17 protein-coding genes are annotated in these 22,054 nt (G+C 71.7%); 13 read left to right on the top strand and 4 right to left on the bottom strand.

Features of this window, described 5'->3' with window-relative positions; genetic code table 11:
• Positions 1–5 precede the first annotated feature (5 nt).
• Together cofE and AC4FS1_RS13300 are read right to left on the bottom strand one after the other, a co-directional pair.
• Positions 6–761, bottom strand: coding sequence for a coenzyme F420-0:L-glutamate ligase (gene cofE / locus AC4FS1_RS13295; protein ID WP_491155886.1), 756 nt, complete (start codon positions 759–761; stop codon positions 6–8).
• Between the two features lies 1 nt (position 762).
• Entirely contained in the window at positions 763–1,269 is a 507-nt protein-coding gene (locus tag AC4FS1_RS13300; RefSeq protein ID WP_491155888.1) for a GNAT family N-acetyltransferase, read from the bottom strand.
• A gap of 109 nt (positions 1,270–1,378) precedes the next feature.
• Here AC4FS1_RS13300 and AC4FS1_RS13305 point away from each other — a divergent pair, with 109 nt between their 5' ends.
• On the top strand, positions 1,379–2,746 hold the full coding sequence (locus tag AC4FS1_RS13305) for a hypothetical protein (RefSeq protein WP_491155889.1): 1,368 nt from the start codon (positions 1,379–1,381) through the stop codon (positions 2,744–2,746).
• Positions 2,747–3,129: 383 nt separating this feature from the next.
• On the opposite strand, the gene AC4FS1_RS13310 is transcribed toward AC4FS1_RS13305, so the two are convergent.
• Both AC4FS1_RS13310 and AC4FS1_RS13315 read right to left on the bottom strand, forming a co-directional pair.
• Positions 3,130–3,675: a hypothetical protein gene (locus AC4FS1_RS13310; protein WP_491155891.1), complete on the bottom strand. Its 546-nt coding sequence runs from the start codon at positions 3,673–3,675 to the stop codon at positions 3,130–3,132.
• Positions 3,672–4,355 (bottom strand): hypothetical protein, encoded by a 684-nt coding sequence (locus AC4FS1_RS13315; RefSeq protein WP_491155892.1) that lies wholly within the window; start codon positions 4,353–4,355, stop codon positions 3,672–3,674. Before AC4FS1_RS13315 ends, AC4FS1_RS13310 begins: the two co-directional genes overlap by 4 nt.
• A 76-nt stretch (positions 4,356–4,431) precedes the next feature.
• On the opposite strand from AC4FS1_RS13315, the gene AC4FS1_RS13320 reads away from it, so the two are divergent.
• From AC4FS1_RS13320 to AC4FS1_RS13375, 12 genes are all read left to right on the top strand, one after another.
• The gene (locus AC4FS1_RS13320; protein WP_491155893.1) at positions 4,432–5,457 is read left to right on the top strand and encodes a LacI family DNA-binding transcriptional regulator; all 1,026 of its coding nucleotides are present in this window, start codon (positions 4,432–4,434) and stop codon (positions 5,455–5,457) included.
• A 101-nt stretch (positions 5,458–5,558) separates the two neighbouring features.
• A complete protein-coding gene (locus AC4FS1_RS13325; protein WP_491155895.1) occupies positions 5,559–6,893 on the top strand; it encodes an extracellular solute-binding protein in 1,335 nt (444 codons plus the stop codon).
• Positions 6,890–7,840, top strand: a complete 951-nt coding sequence (locus AC4FS1_RS13330; RefSeq protein WP_491155897.1) for a carbohydrate ABC transporter permease — start codon at positions 6,890–6,892, stop codon at positions 7,838–7,840. The genes AC4FS1_RS13325 and AC4FS1_RS13330 overlap by 4 nt, the downstream gene beginning before the upstream one ends.
• Positions 7,837–8,748, top strand: a complete 912-nt coding sequence (locus AC4FS1_RS13335) for a carbohydrate ABC transporter permease (protein WP_491155899.1) — start codon at positions 7,837–7,839, stop codon at positions 8,746–8,748. Before AC4FS1_RS13330 ends, AC4FS1_RS13335 begins: the two co-directional genes overlap by 4 nt.
• A gap of 54 nt (positions 8,749–8,802) precedes the next feature.
• The gene (gene arfA / locus AC4FS1_RS13340; RefSeq protein ID WP_491155900.1) at positions 8,803–10,338 is read left to right on the top strand and encodes an arabinosylfuranosidase ArfA; all 1,536 of its coding nucleotides are present in this window, start codon (positions 8,803–8,805) and stop codon (positions 10,336–10,338) included.
• A 130-nt stretch (positions 10,339–10,468) separates the two neighbouring features.
• Complete coding sequence (locus AC4FS1_RS13345) at positions 10,469–11,035, top strand: thioesterase family protein (RefSeq protein WP_491155901.1); 567 nt, start codon at positions 10,469–10,471, stop codon at positions 11,033–11,035.
• A gap of 180 nt (positions 11,036–11,215) precedes the next feature.
• A complete protein-coding gene (locus tag AC4FS1_RS13350) occupies positions 11,216–14,905 on the top strand; it encodes a bifunctional proline dehydrogenase/L-glutamate gamma-semialdehyde dehydrogenase (protein WP_491155903.1) in 3,690 nt (1,229 codons plus the stop codon).
• 233 nt (positions 14,906–15,138) lie between these two features.
• On the top strand, positions 15,139–15,573 hold the full coding sequence (locus AC4FS1_RS13355; protein WP_491155906.1) for a hypothetical protein: 435 nt from the start codon (positions 15,139–15,141) through the stop codon (positions 15,571–15,573).
• Positions 15,573–15,791, top strand: coding sequence for a helix-turn-helix transcriptional regulator (locus AC4FS1_RS13360; RefSeq protein WP_484507852.1), 219 nt, complete (start codon positions 15,573–15,575; stop codon positions 15,789–15,791). The genes AC4FS1_RS13355 and AC4FS1_RS13360 overlap by 1 nt, the downstream gene beginning before the upstream one ends.
• Before the next feature lie 4 nt (positions 15,792–15,795).
• A complete protein-coding gene (locus AC4FS1_RS13365) occupies positions 15,796–16,779 on the top strand; it encodes an NAD(P)-dependent alcohol dehydrogenase (RefSeq protein ID WP_491155907.1) in 984 nt (327 codons plus the stop codon).
• A 146-nt stretch (positions 16,780–16,925) separates the two neighbouring features.
• Positions 16,926–19,328: an ABC transporter permease gene (locus AC4FS1_RS13370; protein WP_491155908.1), complete on the top strand. Its 2,403-nt coding sequence runs from the start codon at positions 16,926–16,928 to the stop codon at positions 19,326–19,328.
• Positions 19,325–22,039, top strand: coding sequence for an FtsX-like permease family protein (locus AC4FS1_RS13375; protein ID WP_491155909.1), 2,715 nt, complete (start codon positions 19,325–19,327; stop codon positions 22,037–22,039). The genes AC4FS1_RS13370 and AC4FS1_RS13375 overlap by 4 nt, the downstream gene beginning before the upstream one ends.
• Positions 22,040–22,054: the final 15 nt, after the last annotated feature.

The following is a 22,054-nucleotide window of genomic DNA, read 5'->3' on the forward strand; positions in this document are numbered from 1 at the left end:
GCAGGTCAGCGGGATGCGGCGCCGTCGGCGTAGCCGGCGGCGTACGCCTCGTCGGCACCCAGGCGGAACATGTCGCGCTCGGTCGGTCGGACGATCGAGCGGGCACCGGGAAGGTCCAGCGACCCGACGAGGTCGGCCCGGCCCCGGACCACCGCGACGGGGCGGCGCGAGGCCTTGCCCTTCACGAGGTCGGCGGCGGATGCCAGCTCGTCGGCGACGCACGGCATCGTGACGACCAACGGCCGGCCCTCCGCATCCACGCCCCCGCGGAGATCCTCGAACACCAGCACGCCGGCAGCTCCGATCGCCGAGTCGGTCTGCCCCTCGCGCCACGCGCGCCCGAGTGTGTCGGAGATGAGGACCCCCACCAGGGCGCCGGTCCGCTCGCGCAGGCCTTCCGCGAGCGCGCGCGCCGACGCATCCGGGTCTTCCGGCAGCAGCAGGACGGTACCGTCAGGGGTGTTGCTCGCGTCGACGCCGGCGGCGGCCGCCACCATCCCCAGTCGGTTCTCGACGATCCGCGTGACATGTCCGGTCGGCGCGGTGCGGGTCGCCACGGTCCGCACCGTCTCGGCGGTGATCGCGTCTTCGCGGTCTTCGGCGATGACGAAACGGTTCTCGGCCTTCGACACGATCTTGGAGGTCACCACGACGATGTCGCCGTCGCGCAACTCATCTCGCGCCGCATCCGCGATCACCGCGACCAGATCGGTCCCCGGTGCGACCTCGCCGATGCCCTCGAGGGCCCAGACCTGCAACACGTCAGCGGACGAAGCGGACTTCGGTGAGCGTCTCGCCGAGGAAGGGCTCGGTGTGTGAGGCGCCGTCGAGGGTGAACCCGTTGCGCGTGTAGAAACGGTGCGCGCGGGGGTTGTCTTCGGCGACCCACAGATACACCGGCTCGTCCTTCTCCACGACGGCGTCGAAGAGCTGCTGGCCAATGCCGGTGCCGTGCCACGCGTCGAGGAGGTAGATGAAATACAGCTCCCGGTTGCGCGGGGCGTCCCGGTCGCGGGCGGGTCCGGAGCCGGCGAATCCGACGATGTCGCCATCGAGGAGAGCGGCTCGCATCGTGAACTCCGGGCCCTGGACGGCCCAGTGGGTCCAGAGCTCCGCCATCCGCTTCGGCGAGACCCGTTCGAGCGCCGCCTTGCTGATGAGGTGGTCGTACGTCTCGTGCCAGCAGGTCGCGTGCACACGTCCGAGGGCTTCGATATCCACGTCGCGTACGGGTCGCACGACGATGTCGGTGTGCAGTTCGGCGTCCATGGGCGTGACTCTACGCGCGCGGGTGCGGGGCGAGAAATTCAATACAAAGGTGTCTCGTGTCGCGATTCCGGGGTGCCGTTCGCCGCCCCCGCGAAGCTACTGTGAGAGCGTGCGGACGGTCGTGGTGACGATGGGCCGGCTCCTCGTCGCCCACTGGCCCGCGCTCATCGCCTGGTTCTTCGCGGGCATCCTCGGCCGCTACCTCGCGATCGAGCTGGCCGGCTTCGTCGGCGCGTACACCGCGATCGGCGGCTTCCTCTTGCTGCCGTTGGCGATCCTCGCGCGCCTGATCGGGTTCGTCGCGATGTTCCTCGTCCTGCGCGACGGGATGGCGCGCCTGGGCGCCATCGCGCCGGTGCCGGCCGAGCCCGCCGGACGCCGCCGGGCGTTCCGTGACGCTCTGCTGGCGTCGATCCTGCCGTTCTTCGCCGTCTACACCGCGTGGGGGTTCCTGCGGGAAGACGTCACGGCGTACATGAACCGGGCTCTCGAGGTGCAGTCCGAACGCATCATCGTCTCGACCTTCTCCGGCGGGCCGGAGGTGGACACGAGTGGCACCGTCCTGGAGCTCGGCTTCGAGCCCTGGACCGCCGCCGCCATCGTTCTGGCTTTCACGGGGCGCTGGGCGTGGAAGCGGTGGGCGTCCCGGGTTCCGCGCTGGTTCGCGGTCGGCGCGGTGTACCTCGAGGCGGTGTGGGTCTTCCTCACTCTCTTCCTCATCTCGGACGCCGTCGGCTGGGTGACCGAATGGATCGACACGCGTCAGGCGATGGCGTGGCTCGCCGACATGCGCGGCTGGCTTGCCGGCGCCGTGGCCCCGGTGGCGTGGGCGTGGGATGCGGCGGAGTGGCTGATCGGACAGGTCGGCGCGGTCGTCCTGCTGCCCCTTGCGTGGCTGACGATCGCCGGCGTCATCTACGGACAGGCCGTGTCACCGCAGGGCGTCGCGGTGCGTGCGCCTCTCGTGGAGAAGGTGCGCGGGCGGTACACGAGCCTCCCGCAGCGACTCCGCCGACGCGTGGGCGACATCGGCTCGGGGCTGGGGTCGCGGTTCCAGCCGATCTGGCGGGCACTGGTGCTCATGTGGCGGGGCGGCCCGATCCTCGTCGGCGGGTACGTCCTGCTGTACACCGTCCTGCTGCTGGGCGAGCGGCTGCTGACGGTCGGGCTCACGCGGGCGCTGGGCCCGCACGACTTCTACTCGTTCTGGATCGTGGCCGACACCCTCGTGCTCCTCGCCGTCCCGCTCGTCATCGAACCGTTGCGCGCGGTACTGGTCGCCAGCGCCTACGACGCGACGATCGGCGCGCTGATCGGCGCACCCGTGGTGTCGTCAGGGCACGTCGACGACGAGTCGCAGGAAGCGCGGGAGCTCGTCCACGACCGTGAAGTCGAGGCCGACGGAGCCGGAGACGTCGTCGGGAACGAGGAACGGGACGGCGACGGTGTAGCCGCCGATCCGCTCGGAGTCGCATGACCACGTCGCGTCCTCGTCGGAGGGCAGATCGATGGTGAGGGTGGCGTTGGTCCACCGTCGGCCTTCACCGGACAGCTCGCGCAGGGTCGGGGAACCGCACCGTGCGGGCGCATCGTCTGTTCGCACCGGAACCTCCACCGATAGCACCTTCACTCCCTGCGGAAGCTCCCAGTCCGGGTCTTCCCGCAGCTCCGTGACCGTCGCCGGTCCGTACGTGGCTCCGGAGAAGTCGGCCGTTTCCCCGGCGTCGACGGCGACGGGGAACACCTCGCGGCCGGAGTAGTACCCCCACCACTCGTTGCCGCCGATGACGACAGCGCTCGCGGGGACGAGGAGGGCCGCCGCCGTCAGGGCGAAGCTGTTGCGGCGCAGCCAGGAGGAGGTCATGCCTGTGCCCATTCGGTCGGGAGCAACTCCGTCTCGGGGAGGTGCTCGACAGCCCCGAGGTCGATCGTCAGCTCGATGAGCGCGTCCAGCCGCGTCTCCGTGTCCTCCGAGAGGCGCAGGATCCCCACATCGGCAGCGGCATCGGCGGGCAACTCGAAAGCGATGCTGCCGGAGAGCGGGATGCCGACGAAGAGCGGTTCCCGGAACAGCGACGCGGGCCTCTCGCTGGCGCGGAAGGTGCGATCACCGATGGTGAGGGTGGCGCCGCGGAGGAGTGCTCCCTGCTCGTCCATCCGTGCGGCGATGTCGAGATCGACCACGAGCCACGTCCCCTCCGCGCTCCATCCCTCGGCGGTGACGCGCTCAGCCACGCGCGCGTCCCTGATCGTCGCGGTGAGCGTGCGGGCTGCGACCTCCTCGCCGATCACCGCAACGACGGGGAAGGGCGCCTCGGCCGCGTCTTCCGGCGGTGTGATCAGGGTGATGATCCACGCGACCACGAGCAGCCCCACGCCGATCGACCACGCCAGCCACGGCCTCATTCCTCTGCTCCCGCCGAGGCGCCCGCGCCCACGTCGGTGAGGCGAACCGCCACGCGGGCTCCGACGACCGGGTCGATCCACGACTGACCGGCCGTGACGAAGGAGCCGGTGTGCAACTCCGCGTCGCCCAGCTCGACGACGAGCTCGGCCCCCTCTCGGAAGCGGCCGGCCTCCACTCGCCACACGATGGCCAGTTCGGCGGGAACTCCCGGCTGAAGATACGGTGACCGCGTCGTGTCATCGAAGCGCGCGACCGCGCTGGGAGGTCGGTCACCGAGCTCCGGGATGCGGAAGTTCTGCGACACGCTGGAGTCGCCTGTCGTGGCGAGGGCCTCGGTCCACCGATTCTCGGCGGTGACCACGAGTACGAGCACCCGTTCCCATGGCTCGACCGTCACCCCCGCCTCCGGGAGATCGTCGATGAGGACGGCCCGCTCCACGGTGATCGCGAGCTGCTCGTTGACGTGCTCGTCCCCGGCGGTGAGCTCGGGAATCGCCGGCGCGGCGACGGTCGCCAAACCGCCGAAGCCGGCTGTCGCTGCGAGGAACGCCGCGGCCCCCAACCCGCCGAACCACCGGGTGGGTATGCGGTCGGTCGCGGCGTGCACCCACCGGAACCGGCCGCCGGGCGCGGGAGACGGAGCCCTCCCACCCTCGCTCTGCGGCGCCCCCGAGTCCACGGCGCCAGCCTAGAGGCGAACCGGCCGAGCTGGGTACGCGGCACGGGCGCGGTGCCCCCGCCCCTATCCTGAGCAGATGCGTACGGCCCGCGCCACGGTCAAAGACGTCGCGGCGCTCGCGCGCGTGTCACCCAAGACCGTGTCGAACGTGCTCACCGGCACCGTGCACGTCCGCCCCGAGACCCGCGCACGCGTCGAGCAGGCCATGGCCGCACTGGACTTCGTGCCCAACCTCAGTGCACGAGGTCTGCGCAGCGGCCGGTCCGGAGTCATCGCCGTCGCCCTTCCCGACCTGGCAACGGCCTTCTCGGCCGACCTCCTGCACTTCCTGGTCGAGGCGGCGCACGAGCGTGGGTTCGCGGTGCAGATCGAGGAGACGGCCGCCCGTCCTCAACGCGAACGCGATCTGCTCTCCCGCGCCCGGGCGCACCTCGTGGACGGTCTCATCCTGAACCCCATCCGGCTCGAAGACAGCGTGATCGATCGCGCCGACGACCTGCCACCGGTGGTGCTGATCGGCGAGGTCGAGCAGCACCGCACCGACCGGGTGCTCATCGACAGTCGCCAGGCGGCGAAGGATGCGACGCGGCACCTCATCGCTCGGGGGGCTGGCCGCATCGCCGCGATCGGCGGGGACGACCGAGCCGAACACGCCACGGCGACCAGTCGTCTCCGGCTGGCGGGGTTCCGGGACGCACTGGCCGAGGCGGGGATGAGCTCCGACCCGGCGAGCGAGGTCAATCTCCTGCCATGGAGCATGGCCGCCGGCGCCGCGGCCGTCCGCGAGCTCCGCCGGCGCAGCATCCCCGTCGACGGAGTCGTCGCGTTCACGGACTCCCTCGCCGTCGGGGCCGTCCGCGAACTCGCCGAGGGCGGGGTGCGGGTACCCGATGACGTCCTGATCGTGGGATTCGACGACATCGAGGTCGCACGGTTCACGACCCCCTCGCTCACCACGGTGGGCTTCGACCGGCGCCTGTTCGCGCAGGAGTCGCTGCGCCTCCTCGTCGAGCGGATCGCGCGGCCGGGACAGGAGCCGGAGGCCGTCACCATCCCGCATCGCGTCATCGAGCGGGAGAGCACGGTGAAGCCGGCCGCGTAGGCCCGCTGAGACGGCGCGTCGGCCACTGGCTCTTGCTCCCCGGTTACATCGATGTAAGGATGCTGTCACTCTCACCGCGGACTGGTCACGAAGGAGTGGCGATGACGGCACCCTCAGCCTTCACCCGAAGGCAGTTCCTCAGCCTCGCGACGGCGCTGGCCGGCACCGCGGCGCTCGCGGCGTGCAGTCCGGGCGCCGTATCGGCGTCGGGCGCGCGACCGTTGGAGTTCTGGCACCTGCTCAGCGGCGCGGACGGCGTCACGATGTCGGGTCTGATCGATTCCGCGAACGCCGGGCAGAGCGCATACCGCGTCCACCCCACCGTGCTGTCGTGGGGGGAGCCCTACTACACGAAGCTCGCCATGGCGGCCGCCGGCGGGCGAGCGCCCGACCTGTCGGTGATGCACGCCTCGCGCGTCGTGGGCTACGCCCCGGGCGGACTCCTGGACACCTGGGATGTGCAGCGGCTGGGCGAACTCGGTCTCGACGAGAGCACGTTCCCGGCCGCGATCTGGGAGAAGGGGTTCGTCGGCGACAACCTCTACAGTGTCGCGCTGGACGCGCACCCGTTCATCCTGATGTACAACACCGAGATCTGCGAGCGGGCCGGCGTCCTGGACAGTGACGGGCGACTGCGGCCGGTGTCGTCCCCGGAGGACTTCCTCGAACTGGCTCGGGCGGTGGCGGGGGAGTCGGAGGGCCACGGCCTGTCGTACGGATACCTCGGCGACGGCGCCCAGATGTGGCGGCTGTTCTACACCTTCTACACCCAGCACGGGATGGAGATCGAGCTGCCCGAAGGCGGAAACGCCGAGATGGACGACGATGTCGCGGTCACGGCGCTGAGCTTCATGCAGGAGCTCCTCGACGGCGAGATCGCGGCGCGCGAGAACGACTACCAGTCCGCGATCGCCGAATTCGCCACCGGTCGCAGCGGGCTCTTCCTCACCGGCGTGTGGGAGTTGCGATCGATGCAGGAGCAGGACCTCCCGCTGGATGCGACGATCATCCCGACGCTCTTCGGCACTCCGAGCGTCTACGCCGACTCGCACGCGTTCACCCTGCCGCACCAGAGTTCCCCCGACCCGCAGAAGCGAGACCTCGTCTACCGGTTCGTCGCGGACATCCTCAAAGGATCCTTCGACTGGGCCGGGGCGGGACACATCCCGGCGTACCTCCCGGTGACCGAGGCGCCCGACTACGCCGACCTGCTCCCGCAGGCCCACTACGCCGAGGCTGCGGAGTACGTCGTCTACGACCCGCCGGCGTGGTTCACCGGCTCCGGGTCGCGCTTCCAGGCCGAGTTCGGCTCGGCGGTGCAGAACGTGCTGCTGGGCGGAGACGACCCGTCCGCGGCGATCGCCCGGTTCCGCTCCCGATTGGACGCGCAACTGAAAACGCCCAACCCGGCCAATCCCGAGGGAGGCACGGCATGACCACCACAGCACCCGCCACCTCGACCACCACGGTCGTGACCGGCCGCCCGGCCCCCCGTGTCCGACGCCACGCCGGAGACCGCCGCGAGGCCGCCGCCGCCTGGGGCTTCCTCGCGCCCTTCCTCCTCGCCTTCGCGCTCTTCCTCGTCTGGCCGCTTCTGCACGGCCTCTACCTCAGCTTCACCAACCAGTCCCTCACCGGCGCCGGCGGATCCTTCGTGGGATTCGCGAACTACGCCGAGGCGCTCACCGATCCGGTGATGTGGCGTTCGCTCGGCAACACCGCATGGTTCACCATCCTCTCCACGGTGCCGCTCGTGCTGCTCGCGCTGGTGATGGCGCTGCTCGTGCATCGCGGGCTCCCCGGCCAATGGCTGTGGCGACTGTCGTTCTTCATGCCGTATCTGCTCGCCTCCACCGTGATCTCGCAGATCTGGGTGTGGATCTTCAACCCCCAGATCGGTGCCGCCAACCGGATCCTGCAGACCTTCGGGCTCGAGCCGCTCGCGTGGCTGCAGAGCCCCGACACCAACATGTACGCGATCGTCATCGCCACGGTGTGGTGGACCGTGGGCTTCAACTTCCTGCTCTATCTCGCCGCGCTCCAGAACATCCCTCACCAGCAGTACGAGGCGGCGTCGCTGGACGGTGCCGGGCCGTGGCGTCAGCTGTGGTCGATCACCCTTCCGCAGCTCGGGCAGGTGACCGTGCTCATCGTGATCCTGCAGGTGCTCGCCTCGCTGAAACTCTTCGACCAGGCGTACCAGATGCTCGGGGGCATCGCGAGCGACACCACCCGATCGATCGTGCAGTACATCTACGAGGCGGGATTCGTCGGCTACCGCTTCGGCTACTCCGCCGCCATCTCCTACGTCTTCTTCGCGATCATCGTCGTCATCGGCGTCATACAGGCGCTCGCTCTGCGCCGCCGGGGGGAGCAGTCATGACCACCACCGCTCAGGCCCGCACACCGCTCGCCACGCCGGAGGGGGCAGGAACCGCCCCCGACCGCGTGAAAAAGCCCGGCGGGCGCCGGTTCAGCCTTCTCAATGTGCTCGCCTTCGTGGCACTGGCACTTCTCGCTCTGGGCTGGCTGCTGCCGTTCCTCTGGGCGGTGGCGACCTCGTTCATGACCGAAACGGATGCTGCGTCCGGGGGGAGCTGGATCGGGGCGTCCGGTCCCACCATCGACGCGTACCAGACGATCCTGGCGCAGGGGAACGTCTACGTCTGGGCGTTCAACAGCCTGTGGACGTCGGCCGCGGTCACGTTCATCACTCTGGCCATCTCGGCCCTCGCCGCCTATGCGTTCTCCCGGTTGGACTTCCCGGGGAAGAGCTTCCTGTACGGCGCCGTCATCGCGTCGATCGTGGTCCCACCGCAGGTGCTGATCATCCCCCTGTTCTACGAGATGCTCGCGTTCAACCTCGTCGATACGCCTCTCGGGCTGATCCTGCCGCAGATCGTGGCGCCGCCGATGGTGTTCATCCTGAAGAAGTTCTTCGACCAGGTGCCGATCGAGCTCGAGGACGCGGCGCGGGTGGATGGTGCGGGCCGGATCCGGGTCTTCTGGTCCGTCGTCCTGCCCCTGTCCCGCGGCATCCTCGCGGCCGTCGCGATCTTCGTCTTCATCACCACCTGGAACAACTTCCTGTGGCCGTTCCTCATCATCAACGACACGAACCTGATGACCCTCCCCGTCGGCCTCCAGACCGTCATCAGCGCGTATGGCGTGCAATACGCCCAGATAATGGCTCAGGCGGTGCTCGCCTCGGTGCCGTTGATCGTGTTGTTCCTGATCTTCCAGAAGCAGATCGTCCGCGGCGTCGCCACCACCGGCTTCGGCGGCACCTGAGCCGTCTCCGCCGTCCCGCCGTTCCCCCGCCCCATCCGTCGTAACAGGAGAACAATGTCCCGCGCCCGCATCGTCATCGACCGTGACTTCACCGTGGCCGACGTGCCGCGACGGCTCTTCGGCTCTTTCGTGGAGCACATGGGCCGCTGCGTGTACACCGGCATCTTCGAACCGGGGCACCCCGAAGCGGATGAGCGCGGGTTTCGACGGGACGTCCTCGCGCTCGTGAAGGAGATGGGTCCGACCGTCGTGCGCTACCCGGGAGGCAACTTCGTCTCGGGCTACCTGTGGGAGGACGGTGTCGGGCCCGTGGCCGATCGTCCTCGACGGTTGGACGGGGCGTGGCACACGGTGGAGACGAACGCCTTCGGTCTGCACGAATTCGTCGACTGGGCCCGTGAGGCCAACGTCGAGGTGATGCAGGCGGTGAACCTGGGCACCCGCGGCGTCGAGGAGGCGCGCGCGCTCGTCGAGTACGCGAATCATCCCGGCGGGACGTACTGGTCCGATCTGCGCCGGCGCAACGGAGCATCCGAACCCTTCGACATCCGCCTGTGGTGCCTGGGCAACGAACTCGACGGACCGTGGCAGATCGGACACAAGACGGCGCACGAGTACGGCCGCCTCGCGCAGGAGACCGCGAAGGCCATGCGCTTCATCGACCCCGACCTGGAACTGGTCGCGGTCGGGTCGTCCGGCCGGCAGATGCCGACCTTCGGCTCGTGGGAGCACACCGTCCTCACGCACGCGTATGACGAGGTGGATTACATCTCGATGCACGCGTACTACCAGGAGCGCGACGAGGATGCGGCATCCTTCCTCGCCGAGGCCGTCGACATGGATGCCTTCATCGACGGAGTGGTCGCCACGATCGACGCCGTGAAGGCTGCCGGCAAGCACACGAAGCAGGTCCACATCTCGTTCGACGAGTGGAACGTCTGGTACCAGGAGGGTCAGCAGACCGAGGACCAGCCGCATCTGGTCGCACGGCAGTGGCGGGAGCATCCCCGGCTCATCGAAGACACCTACTCCGTCACCGACGCCGTCGTCGTCGGAACGTTCCTGCACAGCCTGCTGCGGCACGGCGACCGCGTGCGCATCGCCAACCAGGCACAGCTCGTCAACGTCATCGCGCCCATCCGCTCCGAGGAGAACGGCCCGGCCTGGCGGCAGACGATCTTCTGGCCGTTCGCGCGGATCGCCGAGCTCGCCCGCGGCCGCATCCTCCGTCTCGCCGTGGAATCGTCGCAGATCCCGACGGTGAAATTCGGCGATGTGGATGCGGTGGATGCCGCGGCCACCTGGGACGAGGAGTCGGGCCGGGTCGCGCTCTTCCTCGCCAACCGCTCGCTCGATGAGGCGACCGACGTCTCGATCGAACTGCGCGGTCTGGGTGCCACGGGCGTGCGGGACGCGGAGGTGCTCACCCTCCCCGACGGCGGTGACCGGTATGCCGCGAACACCCAGGACGCCCCCGACACGGTGGGTCTTGTGCCCCTGCGATCGGTGGGCCTCGAGGACGGCACGCTGCGCGCGACGCTTCCGCCGCTGTCGTGGTCCGTCGTGCAGCTCGACGTAACCCGCTCCTGACCCCCCACCCCCTCTCCGGGCCGCGAGACTGCATCTCCGCCACGAGACTGCCGGCGGCGGATGCGGTCTCGTGGCGCAGGTGGAGTCTCGCGGCCCCGGGGTGGGCCGGGGTCGGCTACGCTCGCGGATCGTGAACCTGCTCTGGCGCACCCTCCTCGTCATCGCCCATGCCCGCCGGAAGGCCCGCCGTCCCGGCGGACGCCTCGCCCTGACCGAGGTCGGCCGCATCCGCCTCACGACGCTCCCCACCGACATCGACATGCTGCGGCACATGAACAACGGCCGGTACCTGTCGCTGTTCGACCTCGGCCGGTGGGACCTGCTCGTCCGCACCGGCATCTCCGACAAGATGCGCGAACGAGGGTGGTATCCGGTGGTGTCGAGTGAGACGGTGACCTTCCGCAAGTCGCTGAACCTGTGGCAGCGCTTCGAGCTGGAGACGCGCCTCCTCGGGCACGACGACCGCGCCCTCTACCTCGAGCACCGCGCCGTGGTGCGGGGCGAGATCTACGCCCGCGCGATCATCCGCGCGCGCTTCCTCAAGCGCGAAGGCGGCACCCTCCCGCACGAGGAACTGTTCGCCGCCATGGGCCAGCCGGAGGGGCTTCCGGATGTCGAGCCGTGGGTGCACGAGTGGGCCGCCGCATCCGCCCTTCCGTCCACCCGCCGCCCCGCGCCCAGCGTCTGGGACCACTGACGCGCGCCCGATCCGAAAGGGCCGGCGTCGAGCGTCGTCTCCCCTGCGCCGTGCGCACAACTCCTCAGCAGACGGCCCCCTGGCCCGATTCCGGGTCCAGGACGGGCCGGGGTTGAGGAGTTGCGTCCGCCGCGGCACGCCGCATGCCGGCCCTCGGACGCCCTGCCTAGGCTGTGGATCATGAGCACGACAGCGCCCGCGCCGCCTTCTCCGGATCTGCCGGATGGCGCCGTGGAGCTCGCCCGGCGCTGGGCGTCAGAGGCCGCCGGCGAGCCCGTCGACCCGGCGGCGGCGCGGCTGGCGGGCGTGTTGCGCGACCCTCGCGGTCTGGAATTCACGATCGGCTTCGTCGACGGAGTGATGCGACCCGAGAGCCTCTCGGCCGCCGCATCCTCACTCCACCGGATCGCCCCGCTCGTGCCCGGCTTCCTGCCGTGGTACCTGCGCGGCGCCGTGCAGCTGGGCGGGGTGGTGGCCCCTGCGCTTCCCGCCCCGGTCGTACCGATTGCGCGCCGGGCGCTGCGGGAAATGGTCGGGCACCTCGTCGTCGACGCGCGACCGGACAAGCTCGGCCCCGCCCTCGCGAAGCTGCGGGAAGGCGGCGCGCGGCTCAACCTGAACCTCCTGGGCGAGGCGGTGCTCGGCGAGGCGGAGGCGCAGCGCCGGCTCGAGGGGATCCACGACCTCATCCGCCGCCCCGACGTGGACTACGTCTCGGTGAAGGTGTCGGCGATCGCGTCGCACCTGACCCTGTGGGCGTTCGACGACATGGTGGAGCGCATCACCGAGCGGCTTCTGCCGCTGTATCTCAGTGCCGCGGCCGACGGCACGTTCGTCAATCTCGACATGGAGGAGTACCGCGATCTCGACCTGACGATCGCGGTGTTCACGCGGCTGCTGGAAGACCCGCGCCTGAGCGCCCTCGAGGCGGGCATCGTGCTGCAGGCCTACCTTCCCGACGCGCTCCCGGCGCTGCGCGAGCTGAACGCCTGGGCGCGGCACCGCGTGGCCGACGGCGGGGCGCGGATCAAGATCCGCCTCGTCAAGGGCGCGAACCTCGCCATGGAGCGGGTGGATGCGGTCCTTCACGGCTGGGCGCTGGCCACCTACGACAGCAAGCTCGACACCGACGCGAACTACCTGCGGTGCCTCGACGAGGCGCTCCGACCCTCCAACACCGCCGCCGTGCGCGTGGGTGTCGCCGGTCACAACCTCTTCGACATCGCGCACGCCTGGTTGCTCGCCGGGGAACGGGGCGTGCGGGCGGACGTCGAGTTCGAGATGCTGCTCGGCATGGCGCAGGGGCAGGTGGCCGCGGTCACGCGCGAGGTCGGGCACGTGCTGCTGTATGTCCCGGTCGTCCGCCCGGACGAGTTCGACGTCGCCATCAGCTACCTCGTCCGCCGCCTGGAGGAGAACGCCTCCGGTGAGAACTTCCTCTCCGCCGCGTTCGACCTGGACGACGATCCCGAACTGTTCGCCCGAGAACGTGACCGCTACCTCGCTTCGGTCGACCGTGCGGCCGACCCGAGGCTGGCGCTCGGACCGAAGCGGGCTCAGGAGCGCGATGTCGACCTGGATCCTGACGCGCCGCGCATCCTGCGCGACCCGGCCGACGCCGCGCAGGGCCTCACACAGGCGGTGCTGGGCATCGCACGGTCGGCGTCCGCCACCGACACCGATCCCGCTCAGGTGATCTTCGGGGGTGAGGCGTTCGTGGAGACGGCCGTCTTCTCGCCGCGCGAGGACGAAGTGGATGCGGTGGGCGCCCCGGGGTTCCGCAACGCCGCCGACTCCGATCCCGCCCTCCCGTCGAACCGGGAGTGGGGCACCGCCGTGCTCGCCCGTGTGGCGACCAGCGTCGCGGGAGACACGACGCTGGAGGCGGCGCAGGTTGATGACGCCGCGGCCCTGGACGCCGTGGTGACCGGGGTACGGGATGCCGCGACGGCGTGGGGCGCGCGTCCTGCGGCCGAGCGTGCCGAGGTGCTCGCCCGGGCTGCCCGTGCGCTCGCATCCCGTCGGGGGGTGCTCATCGAAGTCGCCGCATCCGAGACCGGCAAGGTGTTCGCCGAGGCCGACGTCGAGGTGAGCGAGGCGATCGACTTCGCGAACTACTACGCCGCGACGGCGCGCGAGCTCGATCGGGTGGCGGGGGCCGTGTTCGTCCCGGCCGGCGTCACGGTGGTCGCGCCTCCGTGGAACTTCCCGATCGCGATCCCCGCCGGTGGCGTCCTGGCCGCGCTCGCCGCCGGAAGCGGGGTCGTGTTCAAGCCCGCCCCGCAGGCGCGACGCTGCGCCGCGGTGGTGGCCGAGGCCCTGTGGGATGCGGGCGTCCCGCGCGAGGTGCTGGCTCTCGTCGACCTCGACGAAGACCTCCTCGGCCGCGCGCTCATCGAGCACCCGGACGTGGAACGCGTCGTCTTGACCGGGTCGTGGGAGACCGCGCAGCTGTTCCGTTCGTGGCGTCCCGATCTGCCGCTCCTCGCCGAGACCAGCGGCAAGAACGGGATCATCGTCATGCCATCGGCCGACCTCGACCTCGCCGCATCCGATCTCGTGCGCAGCGCCTTCGGTCATGCGGGGCAGAAGTGCTCGGCGGCATCCCTGGCGATCCTCGTCGGACCCGTGGCCCGTTCCCGCCGCTTCGCGCAGCAGCTGGTGGACGCCACGACCTCGCTGCGGGTGGGTCCGGCGTCGGACCCGCTGAGCGAAGTGGGCCCGGTCATCCAGGCGCCGCAAGGCAAGCTGCAGTGGGCGCTCACCACCCTGGACGAGGGCGAGCGCTGGCTCGTCGCCCCGCGCGAACTCGACTTCGGCCCTGACGAGGCAGGTCGGTATTGGACGCCGGGGATCCGCACGGGCGTCGCGCCGGGATCACGCTTCCACCGCGAAGAGTTCTTCGGTCCGGTGCTCGGGATCATGCACGCGAACTCGCTCGCGCAGGCGGTCGAACTCCAGAATGCGGTGGAGTTCGGGCTCACGGCCGGGCTGTACACGCAGCATCCCGATGACCTCGCCCTGTGGCTGGAGCGCGTGCAGGCCGGAAACCTCTACGTCAACCGCGGCATCACGGGCGCCATCGTGCAGCGGCAGCCCTTCGGCGGCTGGAAGCGCTCGTCGGTGGGGCCGGGCGCCAAGGCCGGCGGGCCGAACTACCTCGTCGGGCTCGGATCGTGGCGGAGCACGACGGGCGGGGCGCCGTCCTCCACGCTGCACCTCCGCGGCCTCGACTCCCGCATCACCGGGGTCATCGAGGCCGCCCAGTCGTCGCTGGACTACGACGCGTTCGAGTGGCTCCGCCGCGGCGCGCTCTCGGACGCCGTCGCATGGGACCGCGAGTTCGGGCGCGTCAAGGATGTGTCGCACCTGCGGATCGAGCGCAACCTCTTGCGCTACCGGCCGGTGGATGCGGCGATCCGAGCGACCGCGGACGCCCCGTGGCAGGCGGTGCTGCGCGTCGTCCTGGCCGCCGTGCGGGCGGGCGGCCGGTTCACGCTGAGCGCCCCGGTCGGCCTTCCGGCGGACGTGCGGCGCGCGCTCGGGGAGCTCGGTGTGCCGGTTTCGGTGGAGACGGATGAGCAGTGGCTCCAGCGCATCGCAGCGGGGGCCGGAGGGGTCGACGCGGCCGAGGGCGACGCATCCCCCCGTCCGGCGCGCGTGCGGCTGGTCGGAGCGGCCGAGTCGGTCGCGGCCCTGCACCGCGCGCTCGCCCACGCCGTCGAGGGCGACCCCGACGTGGCGGTCTACGCCGACGAGGTCACCACGGCCGGCCGGATCGAGCTGCTGCCCTTCCTCCACGAGCAGTCGATCAGCATCACCGCGCACCGCTACGGCACCCCCGACCCCTGGACCGCCGCCGTCATCTGACCCGCCCGCCCCTCCCTCCCGCCCTCCCGTCCCGCCCTCCCGCCCGTCCCCCCTCCCTCCCGCGAGAAACGACGATCCGGACGAGAAACGACGCGGCGCATCCTTTCTCGTCCGGAATGTCGTTTCTCGGGGGGCGAAGAGGCGCCGGAAACGAGGGTGTAAAGAATTCTTGACACGGGAGTGCGCGCGTGGCATGCTTCCGATGTAAAGAATTCTGTACATCGGAGGATGACATGGTCTACCAAGAGCGCAACACGTGGTCGAGCCTGGTGGTGACGATCGTGGCTCTGACCGTCTACGTCGTCCTGGTGCTGCAGCGGGCCGACGGCGGCCAGCTGACCGAGGTCGACTGGGCGCCCCTCATGTTCTGGACGATCGGCATCTCGATCGTCGGAGCGATCCTCCTCAGCATCCTGTGGGGGATCTTCGCCGGCATGCGCGATCCCGACGGCGTCGGCCGGTCCGACCAGCGCGATCGCGACATCTCCCAGATGGGCGACCGCGTCGGGCAGGCGTTCATGGTCGTCGCGGGCCTCGGGGGGATCGTGCTGTGCGCGGTCGAAGTCGACGGCTTCTGGATCGCCAACACCCTCTTCTTCGGCTTCGCGCTCTCCGCCCTCGTCGGCGGCATCGCCCGGGTCATCGCCTACCGTCGCGGGCTGGTCTGATGGTCAAGCCCACCCGTGTCACCAACGAGATCCGCGCCCTCCGCGCCGCCCACGGCGACATGACACAGGCCGAACTCGCCCGCCGCGTCGGCGTCACCCGCCAGACCCTCATCGCGATCGAGCAGGGGCGCTACTCGCCCACGCTCGAGCTCGCCTTCCAGATCTCCCGCGTCTTCGGCGTTCCGCTGGACGACGTGTTCTCTTACCCCGAGGAGTAGACCCATGGATGCTGCCGCCCCACTGCCGCGTACCCGCACCGTCTGGCGCCAGCACGCCTATGGCTCGGCCGACGCGGTCGCTGCCGAGACCGCAGATGTTCGCCCTCCCGGCCGGGGGAAAGTGCTCCTGCGGGTCGAGGCCGTCTCGCTCAACTCCGGTGACGTGCGGATGATGCGGGGCGACCCGCCCCTGATCCGCCTCTTCGCGGGGCTGCGCCGTCCTCGCCCGCGCGGCCGAGGCATGGACGTGGCCGGCACCATCATCGCGCTGGGCGAGGGCGTGGAAGACTTCGCCGTCGGCGATCGGGTGGTCGGAGCCGGGAGCGAGACACTCGCCGACTACGCGATGGTCCGCGCCGCCCGGCTGACGCACCGGCCACCGGCCGTGGACGTGGCGGTCGCAGCCGCGCTCCCGATCGCCGGGAACACCGCCGTCGCAGCTCTCGACGCCTGCAGGGTCGGCTCCGGGAGCCGCGTGCTCGTCGTCGGCGCCGGCGGGGGAGTCGGAACCTTCACGGTGCAGCTGGCCGCCGAGCGCGGCGCCGAGGTCTGGGCGACCTGTGGCGCCCGCGCGGAGGAAACGCTCCGTGGCCTCGGCGCATCACACACGTTCGACTACCGCCGCACCGACCTGACGGATCTTCCCGCCGCGTCGTTCGACGCGATCATCGACATCGCCGGCCTGCCGCCGCTCCGCATCCTCCGCCGCCTGCTCCGCCCGGGCGGCACCGTTGCTCTCGTCGGCGGAGGGGACGGCATCCTCGGCCCGATTCCGCGGATGCTGCGCACCCTTGTCGTCCGCGCGCGCTTCCGGCCGATCGCCGCCACCACAAAGCCCGCCGTCACCGCCTCGCTCCTGGAACTGGCCGCCGCGGGTCGCCTCACCCCGGTGATCGAGGCGACCTGGCCCATGTCCGAGGCGCGCGCGGCGCTGGCCTCGGTGGACGCGGGTCACACGGTCGGCAAGGTCGTCGTCCGAGCCGCCTAGCCCGCCCGTCCCCGCCCCGCCCGCCTCGCCGCCCCGCACTCCCGGCGAGAAACGACAATGCGGACGAGACACGACGCGTCGCATCCTTTCTCGTCCGGAATGCCGTTTCTCGGGCGCTCGCGGAGCGCCGATAGGATCCAGGGGATATGCCCGCACCCCGCCCGTCGACGCTCGCGACCGGCCGCCTGCTTCGAACGCGCGCGGGGGCTCGCGCGGGGCTCCTCGCGAGCCTCGCGGGAACGATCGCCGTCGCCGTCGCGACGACGCTCACTCTCGGCATGTGGCTGGTCCGCGGCGCCGCCGCACCCGGGATGCTCCGGCCCGCCGGGATGAGCGACGACGCATACGCCGCCCAGATCGATGAGGGAGTGCGGGCCCTCGCCGCCGGCGCGCCCGGCCTCGTGCTCGTCGTCGTGCTGCTCGCGGCCATCGCCGTCGCCCAGCTCGGCCGGCTCCTCGCCATCGCACGGGAGGCGGAGACGACGTTCGCGCGCGCCCGCGGGCTGTCGAGGCGGCAGGCGCTCGGAGCGGCAGCGGTCGAAAGTGCCGCGGTCGCATCCGCCGGCGCGGTGGCGGGGATCGCCGCGGGGTGGGGGATCGCCGCCGGAACGCGGACCGTCACCGGCGAACGGACCGGCGACGTCTGGGCACACCCGGCAACCGGACCGGTCGTCCTCGCCGCGGTCGCGCTGGCCGGCCTCCTCGGCTGCGTCGCCGCGCGGTCGAGCCGCTTCCCCGACCGGCGGCCGCTCGGGCGGGCGGCCCGGGCGGCGAGTGTCGCGCTGGTGGTCGCCGTGCTCCTCGCGGCCGGATTCGTGCTGTGGCAGCTCCGGTTCGTGCGTGCGGCGCCCGGCAGCTTCGACCCGGTGGTCGCGATCGCCCCCGCGGTTCTGCTCTCGACCGCGGGCATCCTGACCGTCGCGCTGTTCGCGCCGTTCTCCCGGGCTGTGGCCGGCATCGCGGCACGTCGTCCGGGGCTCGTTCCCGCCTTGCCCGCCCGCCACGCAGCGCGCCGGGTCGCTGTCTACCGCGTCGCGGTGCTGCTCGTCGCCTTCGCGGCAGCGCAGGCCGTGTTCGGCGCGGCCGTCACCGCCACGTGGCAGAACCTCGTCGCGTTGTCCGCAGCGGTGGAGACCGGAGCCGACATCCGTGTCGACCTCGATACGGATGCAGCGACCCCGGGCCTGGTCGCCGAGATCGCGGCCGTCGACGGCATCGAGGCGGCCGGCCCGGCGCTCATCGCCCCCGTGGAGGCGGGATCGACCGCCTTCGAGCTGATCGCGCTGCCGGGAAGCAGCATCCCGGAACTCCTTTCGCCGGCCGGAGGCGCGGTCGATCCGCTGCAGGTGCAGCACGACGTCGCGGCGGAGACGCACGCGGTGGACCTGGGGGACGGGGCGACCGCCCTGCGCCTGACGGTCGACGTCGCCTCGACGCAGAGCCAAGCGGCCGATCTCGTCGAACTGGGCGCCCTCGTCGCCGACGCCACCGGAGCGACGGCGCGTCTGCGCTTCACGGGCGCCGCGACGCCCGCAGCCGACGGCGTCCGCCGGGTGACCGGCGAGGCGGTCCTGCCCGACGGCACCGCGCCCTGGAGCGTCCTCGCCCTCACCGCGCAGTTCCGCGCGTCGATCCTCCGGCCGGCCGCGACGATCACGGTGGCCTCCGTCGAGGGCGTCGGGGGCGCCGGCGACCTCGGCATCGCCGGCACCGCCGAGCTGACCGACGACGCGCCGGAATCGCATTTGTGGCTGGCCGACCCGGCGGTGCGGGCCGACGCGCCGGTGCGCGTGCCGGTCGTCGCCAGCTCGGCGCTGGCCGATCTGCTCGGACTGGTCGAGGGCGACGCCGTGGACATTCGTTACGCCGGGTCAGGCCGCTCCGGGTCGCTCGTGGTCGCAGGCATCGTGGATGCGGTGCCCGGCGCGGGCGGCGCTCCGGCGGTCTTCGCCGATCTCACAACGCTCCGCGCCGCGATGCTGCAGAGCGACGTCTCGGTTATCGCCCCCAGCTCGGTGTGGGCGTCAGGGGATCCCGCTTCCGCCGACGAGGTCAGCGCGGCGGCGGGCGACCGCCTCGTGCGGACGGCCGCACCCGGCGTCGCCGCATCCATCGCGGGTGCGCTCGTCCCGGCGTGGGGGATCGCGACCGCCGGTGGGCTCGTCCTCGCCCTGATCGCGGTGCTCGCGATCGTGCAGACCCTGACACGCGGGCGGCGGGCGGAGCTTGCCGCACTGCGGGCGGTGGGGGTGACCCCGCGGCTCTCGGCCCGGATGCGTGCCGCCGAGCTGGGAGAGGTGACCGGGTTCGCCCTCATCGCGGGCGGTCTGATCGGCGCGCTCGCGGCGTGGTTCGTCGTGCCCGACCTCGTGCGAGCCACCGCTGCCGGGGTCCCGGCTCCGCTGGCGACACCTGTGGCTTTCGCGCCCGTCCCGCTCATCGTCGGCATTGCGGCGCTCGTGGCCGGACTCACCGTGATCGTGGCGGGTGCCGCCGGACGGGTCGACCGGGATGCGCGCAGGGCCGTGGATGTGGAGGCGTCGGGATGAGCCGGCGGACGGGTATCGGCGGGTTGTTCCTGCGGCACCTCGCGCGCGGTCTCCCCGCGGCGACCGTCGTCGCCGTCCTCGTCGCGGTGCTGGCCGCCGTCGCGACCTTCCTGCCCATCGCCGTGGCCGGCCTTGACCGCGGCACCCTGCGCGACCAGCTCGCGCAGACCGGACCGAACCAGCGCGACGTCGGAGCCGTCGCCCCGGGCGCGCCGGCGGCGGCCACGGCGCGGGACGGCGGGTCACCGACGACCGAGGGGGCGTGGGGACCCTTCATCCAGGGACTGGAAGAGGTCCGCACGTCGGCGCAACCCCCGCTCGATGACGTTCTCGCGCCCGCGCACGCCGTGACGCGGTCGATCGGCAACGTCCTCGTCGGGGAGGAGCGCACACGCTCGCTGACGGTCGCCTTCGACCCGGCATATCGGGAGCGGGTCACGCTCGTCGACGGCGCCTGGCCGGCGACACCCGTCCTCCGCTTCTCGGACCGCGGAGAGTTGCTCCCCGGCACCCTCGAGATCGTGGTGTCGGCGGACACCGCGACGGCGATGGGATGGAGCATCGGCGAGACGCGCGCGGTTCCTCAGCGCGCGGCCGTCGCCGACCCGGTCGTGTGGCGTCTGGTCGGCACCTTCGCGGCGGTCGACCCGGGCGACGACTACTGGCAGCACGTGCGCTCGGTGCTCGCCCCGGACGTCGTGGACGACGGCAATCGCGCTCCCGTCGTCACGGGAACCGGCTTCGCCCACCCCGCTGCCGTGGATGCGGCGAACCTCCTCTCCGGCAGATCGGAGACGGCGGTGTGGTACCCCGTCGACACGGCCCGCATCACCGGCGCGAACGCCGAGGGCGCGGGAACGGCACTGCGCCGCTTCGCCTCCGAGGCGCACCCGGTCGCCGAAGCTCCTGACGCCGGACGTGGAATCACCAGCCTGCGGTTCGAGGCTCCCGTGGTCGAGACCATCGACATCGCGCTGGACCAGTCGCGTGCGACGGCGGCGATCCTCGCGATGATCGCCGCCGGCCCTGCGGGCGTGGCGGCGCTCGTCCTGCTGCTCGGGTGCCGCCTCATCCTGGAACGTCGCCGGCCCACGCTGCGCCTGCTGTCGGCTCGCGGCGGCTCGGGCCGCCAGCTCCGCGCCCTCCTGGGCGTCGAGGGGCTGGCGCTCGGGGTCATCCCCGCCGCCGTCGGCACCGCCGCCGCGCTCGCGCTGGCCCGCACCGCCCCCGAACCGGGGATGCTCCTCGCCCCGGTCCTCCTCGCCCTCGCGCCGGCTGTCGTGCTCACTGCGGTGGCCGGCTCCGCCGCCGATCGGACGGCACGGGCCGACCTCGGCCGGCGCGTACCGCGTCTGCGCGCCGTGATCGAGGCGCTCGCCCTCGCTCTCGCGGCCGCGGCTGTCGCCCTCCTGGTGCTGCGCGGATACTCGAGCGCCCGGGCCGACCCCCTCCTCGCGGCGGCGCCGCTGCTGGTCGCGATCGCGGGGTCGATGGTGACTCTGCGGCTGTACCCTCTGCCGCTGCGGGCCGTCCTCGAGCGCGCGCGGCGGGGAGAACGGATGACATCGTTCCTCGGAGCGGCGCGCGCCATCCGTGAGCCCGCGCTGGGCCTGGTCCCGGTCGTCGCGCTCGTGGTGGGGGTGTCTGTCGCCGTCTCGTCGGCCGTGCTGCTGTCGACGCTTCAGACCGGCATCCGCACGTCGGCCGAGGGAGAGGTCGGAGCAGACGTGCGGGTCGACGGCGCCCGCTTCGACGCCGCGGTTCTCGAGCGGATCCAGGCCCTGGACGGGGTCGCCGTCGCGACAGGGGTGTCGGGGGCGGAACCCGTTCAGCTCGAAATCGGTGGCAGCGCGCGACAGACCTCCGTCCACCTGGTCGATGCGCGCGCGCTCGCCGAGGCGCAGGGCGACGGCCCGGGCATCCTGCCCGAGGGAACCTCCCTCGTCCCCGGCAGCGGGCCGGTGCCGATCGTCGTCTCCGCCGGCGTTGCGGGACTCGTCGGGAACGAAGCGGTCTCGATCGAAGGAGTGGCGTCCGACATCGTCGGGGTCGCCACCGGACAGGCGCCCCTGAGCTCTCGGGCGAACTGGATCGCGGTGGACGCCGCGTACGCCGAGGCGCTGCTCGGCGGAAACGCCCCGATCCGCCTCGTTCTCCTGAGACTCGACCCGGGCGCGTCCCTCGGCTCCGTCGAAGACGAGCTGCGGGCCATGCTCGGACCGCTCGTGCGGATCGACGCGCCCGGCGACATCCTGCGCGAGATCGAGGACGGCCCGGCCGTCAGCGGTCTGCGCACCGCCCTGGCAACGGCCACCGGGTTCGCGGCGGCGCTCGCGGCGCTGGCCGTCGTGCTCACCCTGACGCTGGTGGCACGCTCCCGGGAGCGCGTGCTGGCGCTGCTGAGCGCTCTCGGGGTAGGCCGTGGCACGCGGATGCGCCTCATCGCCTGGGAGATCGGACCACCGGCGGTCGCCGCGGTGGTGGTCGGTTCCCTCTTCGGTGCGGCGCTGCCGCTCCTCGTCCTCGCCGCGGTCGACCTGCGCCCCTTCACCGGGTCATCCGTCGCCCCCGCCTACGTGGCCGACCCCGCGACGGTGGCTCTCACGCTCCTCGGCTTCGTCGTGGGAGCAGGCGTCCTCAGTGCGGTCGCGCTGATGGCCGGGCGGGGTTCCCGGAACGACCCTGCGCTGCGCGGGGTAGAGGAAGCTTGAAGGAAGGAGAAGACC

The organism is Microbacterium sp. Z12_35 (assembly GCF_058310475.1).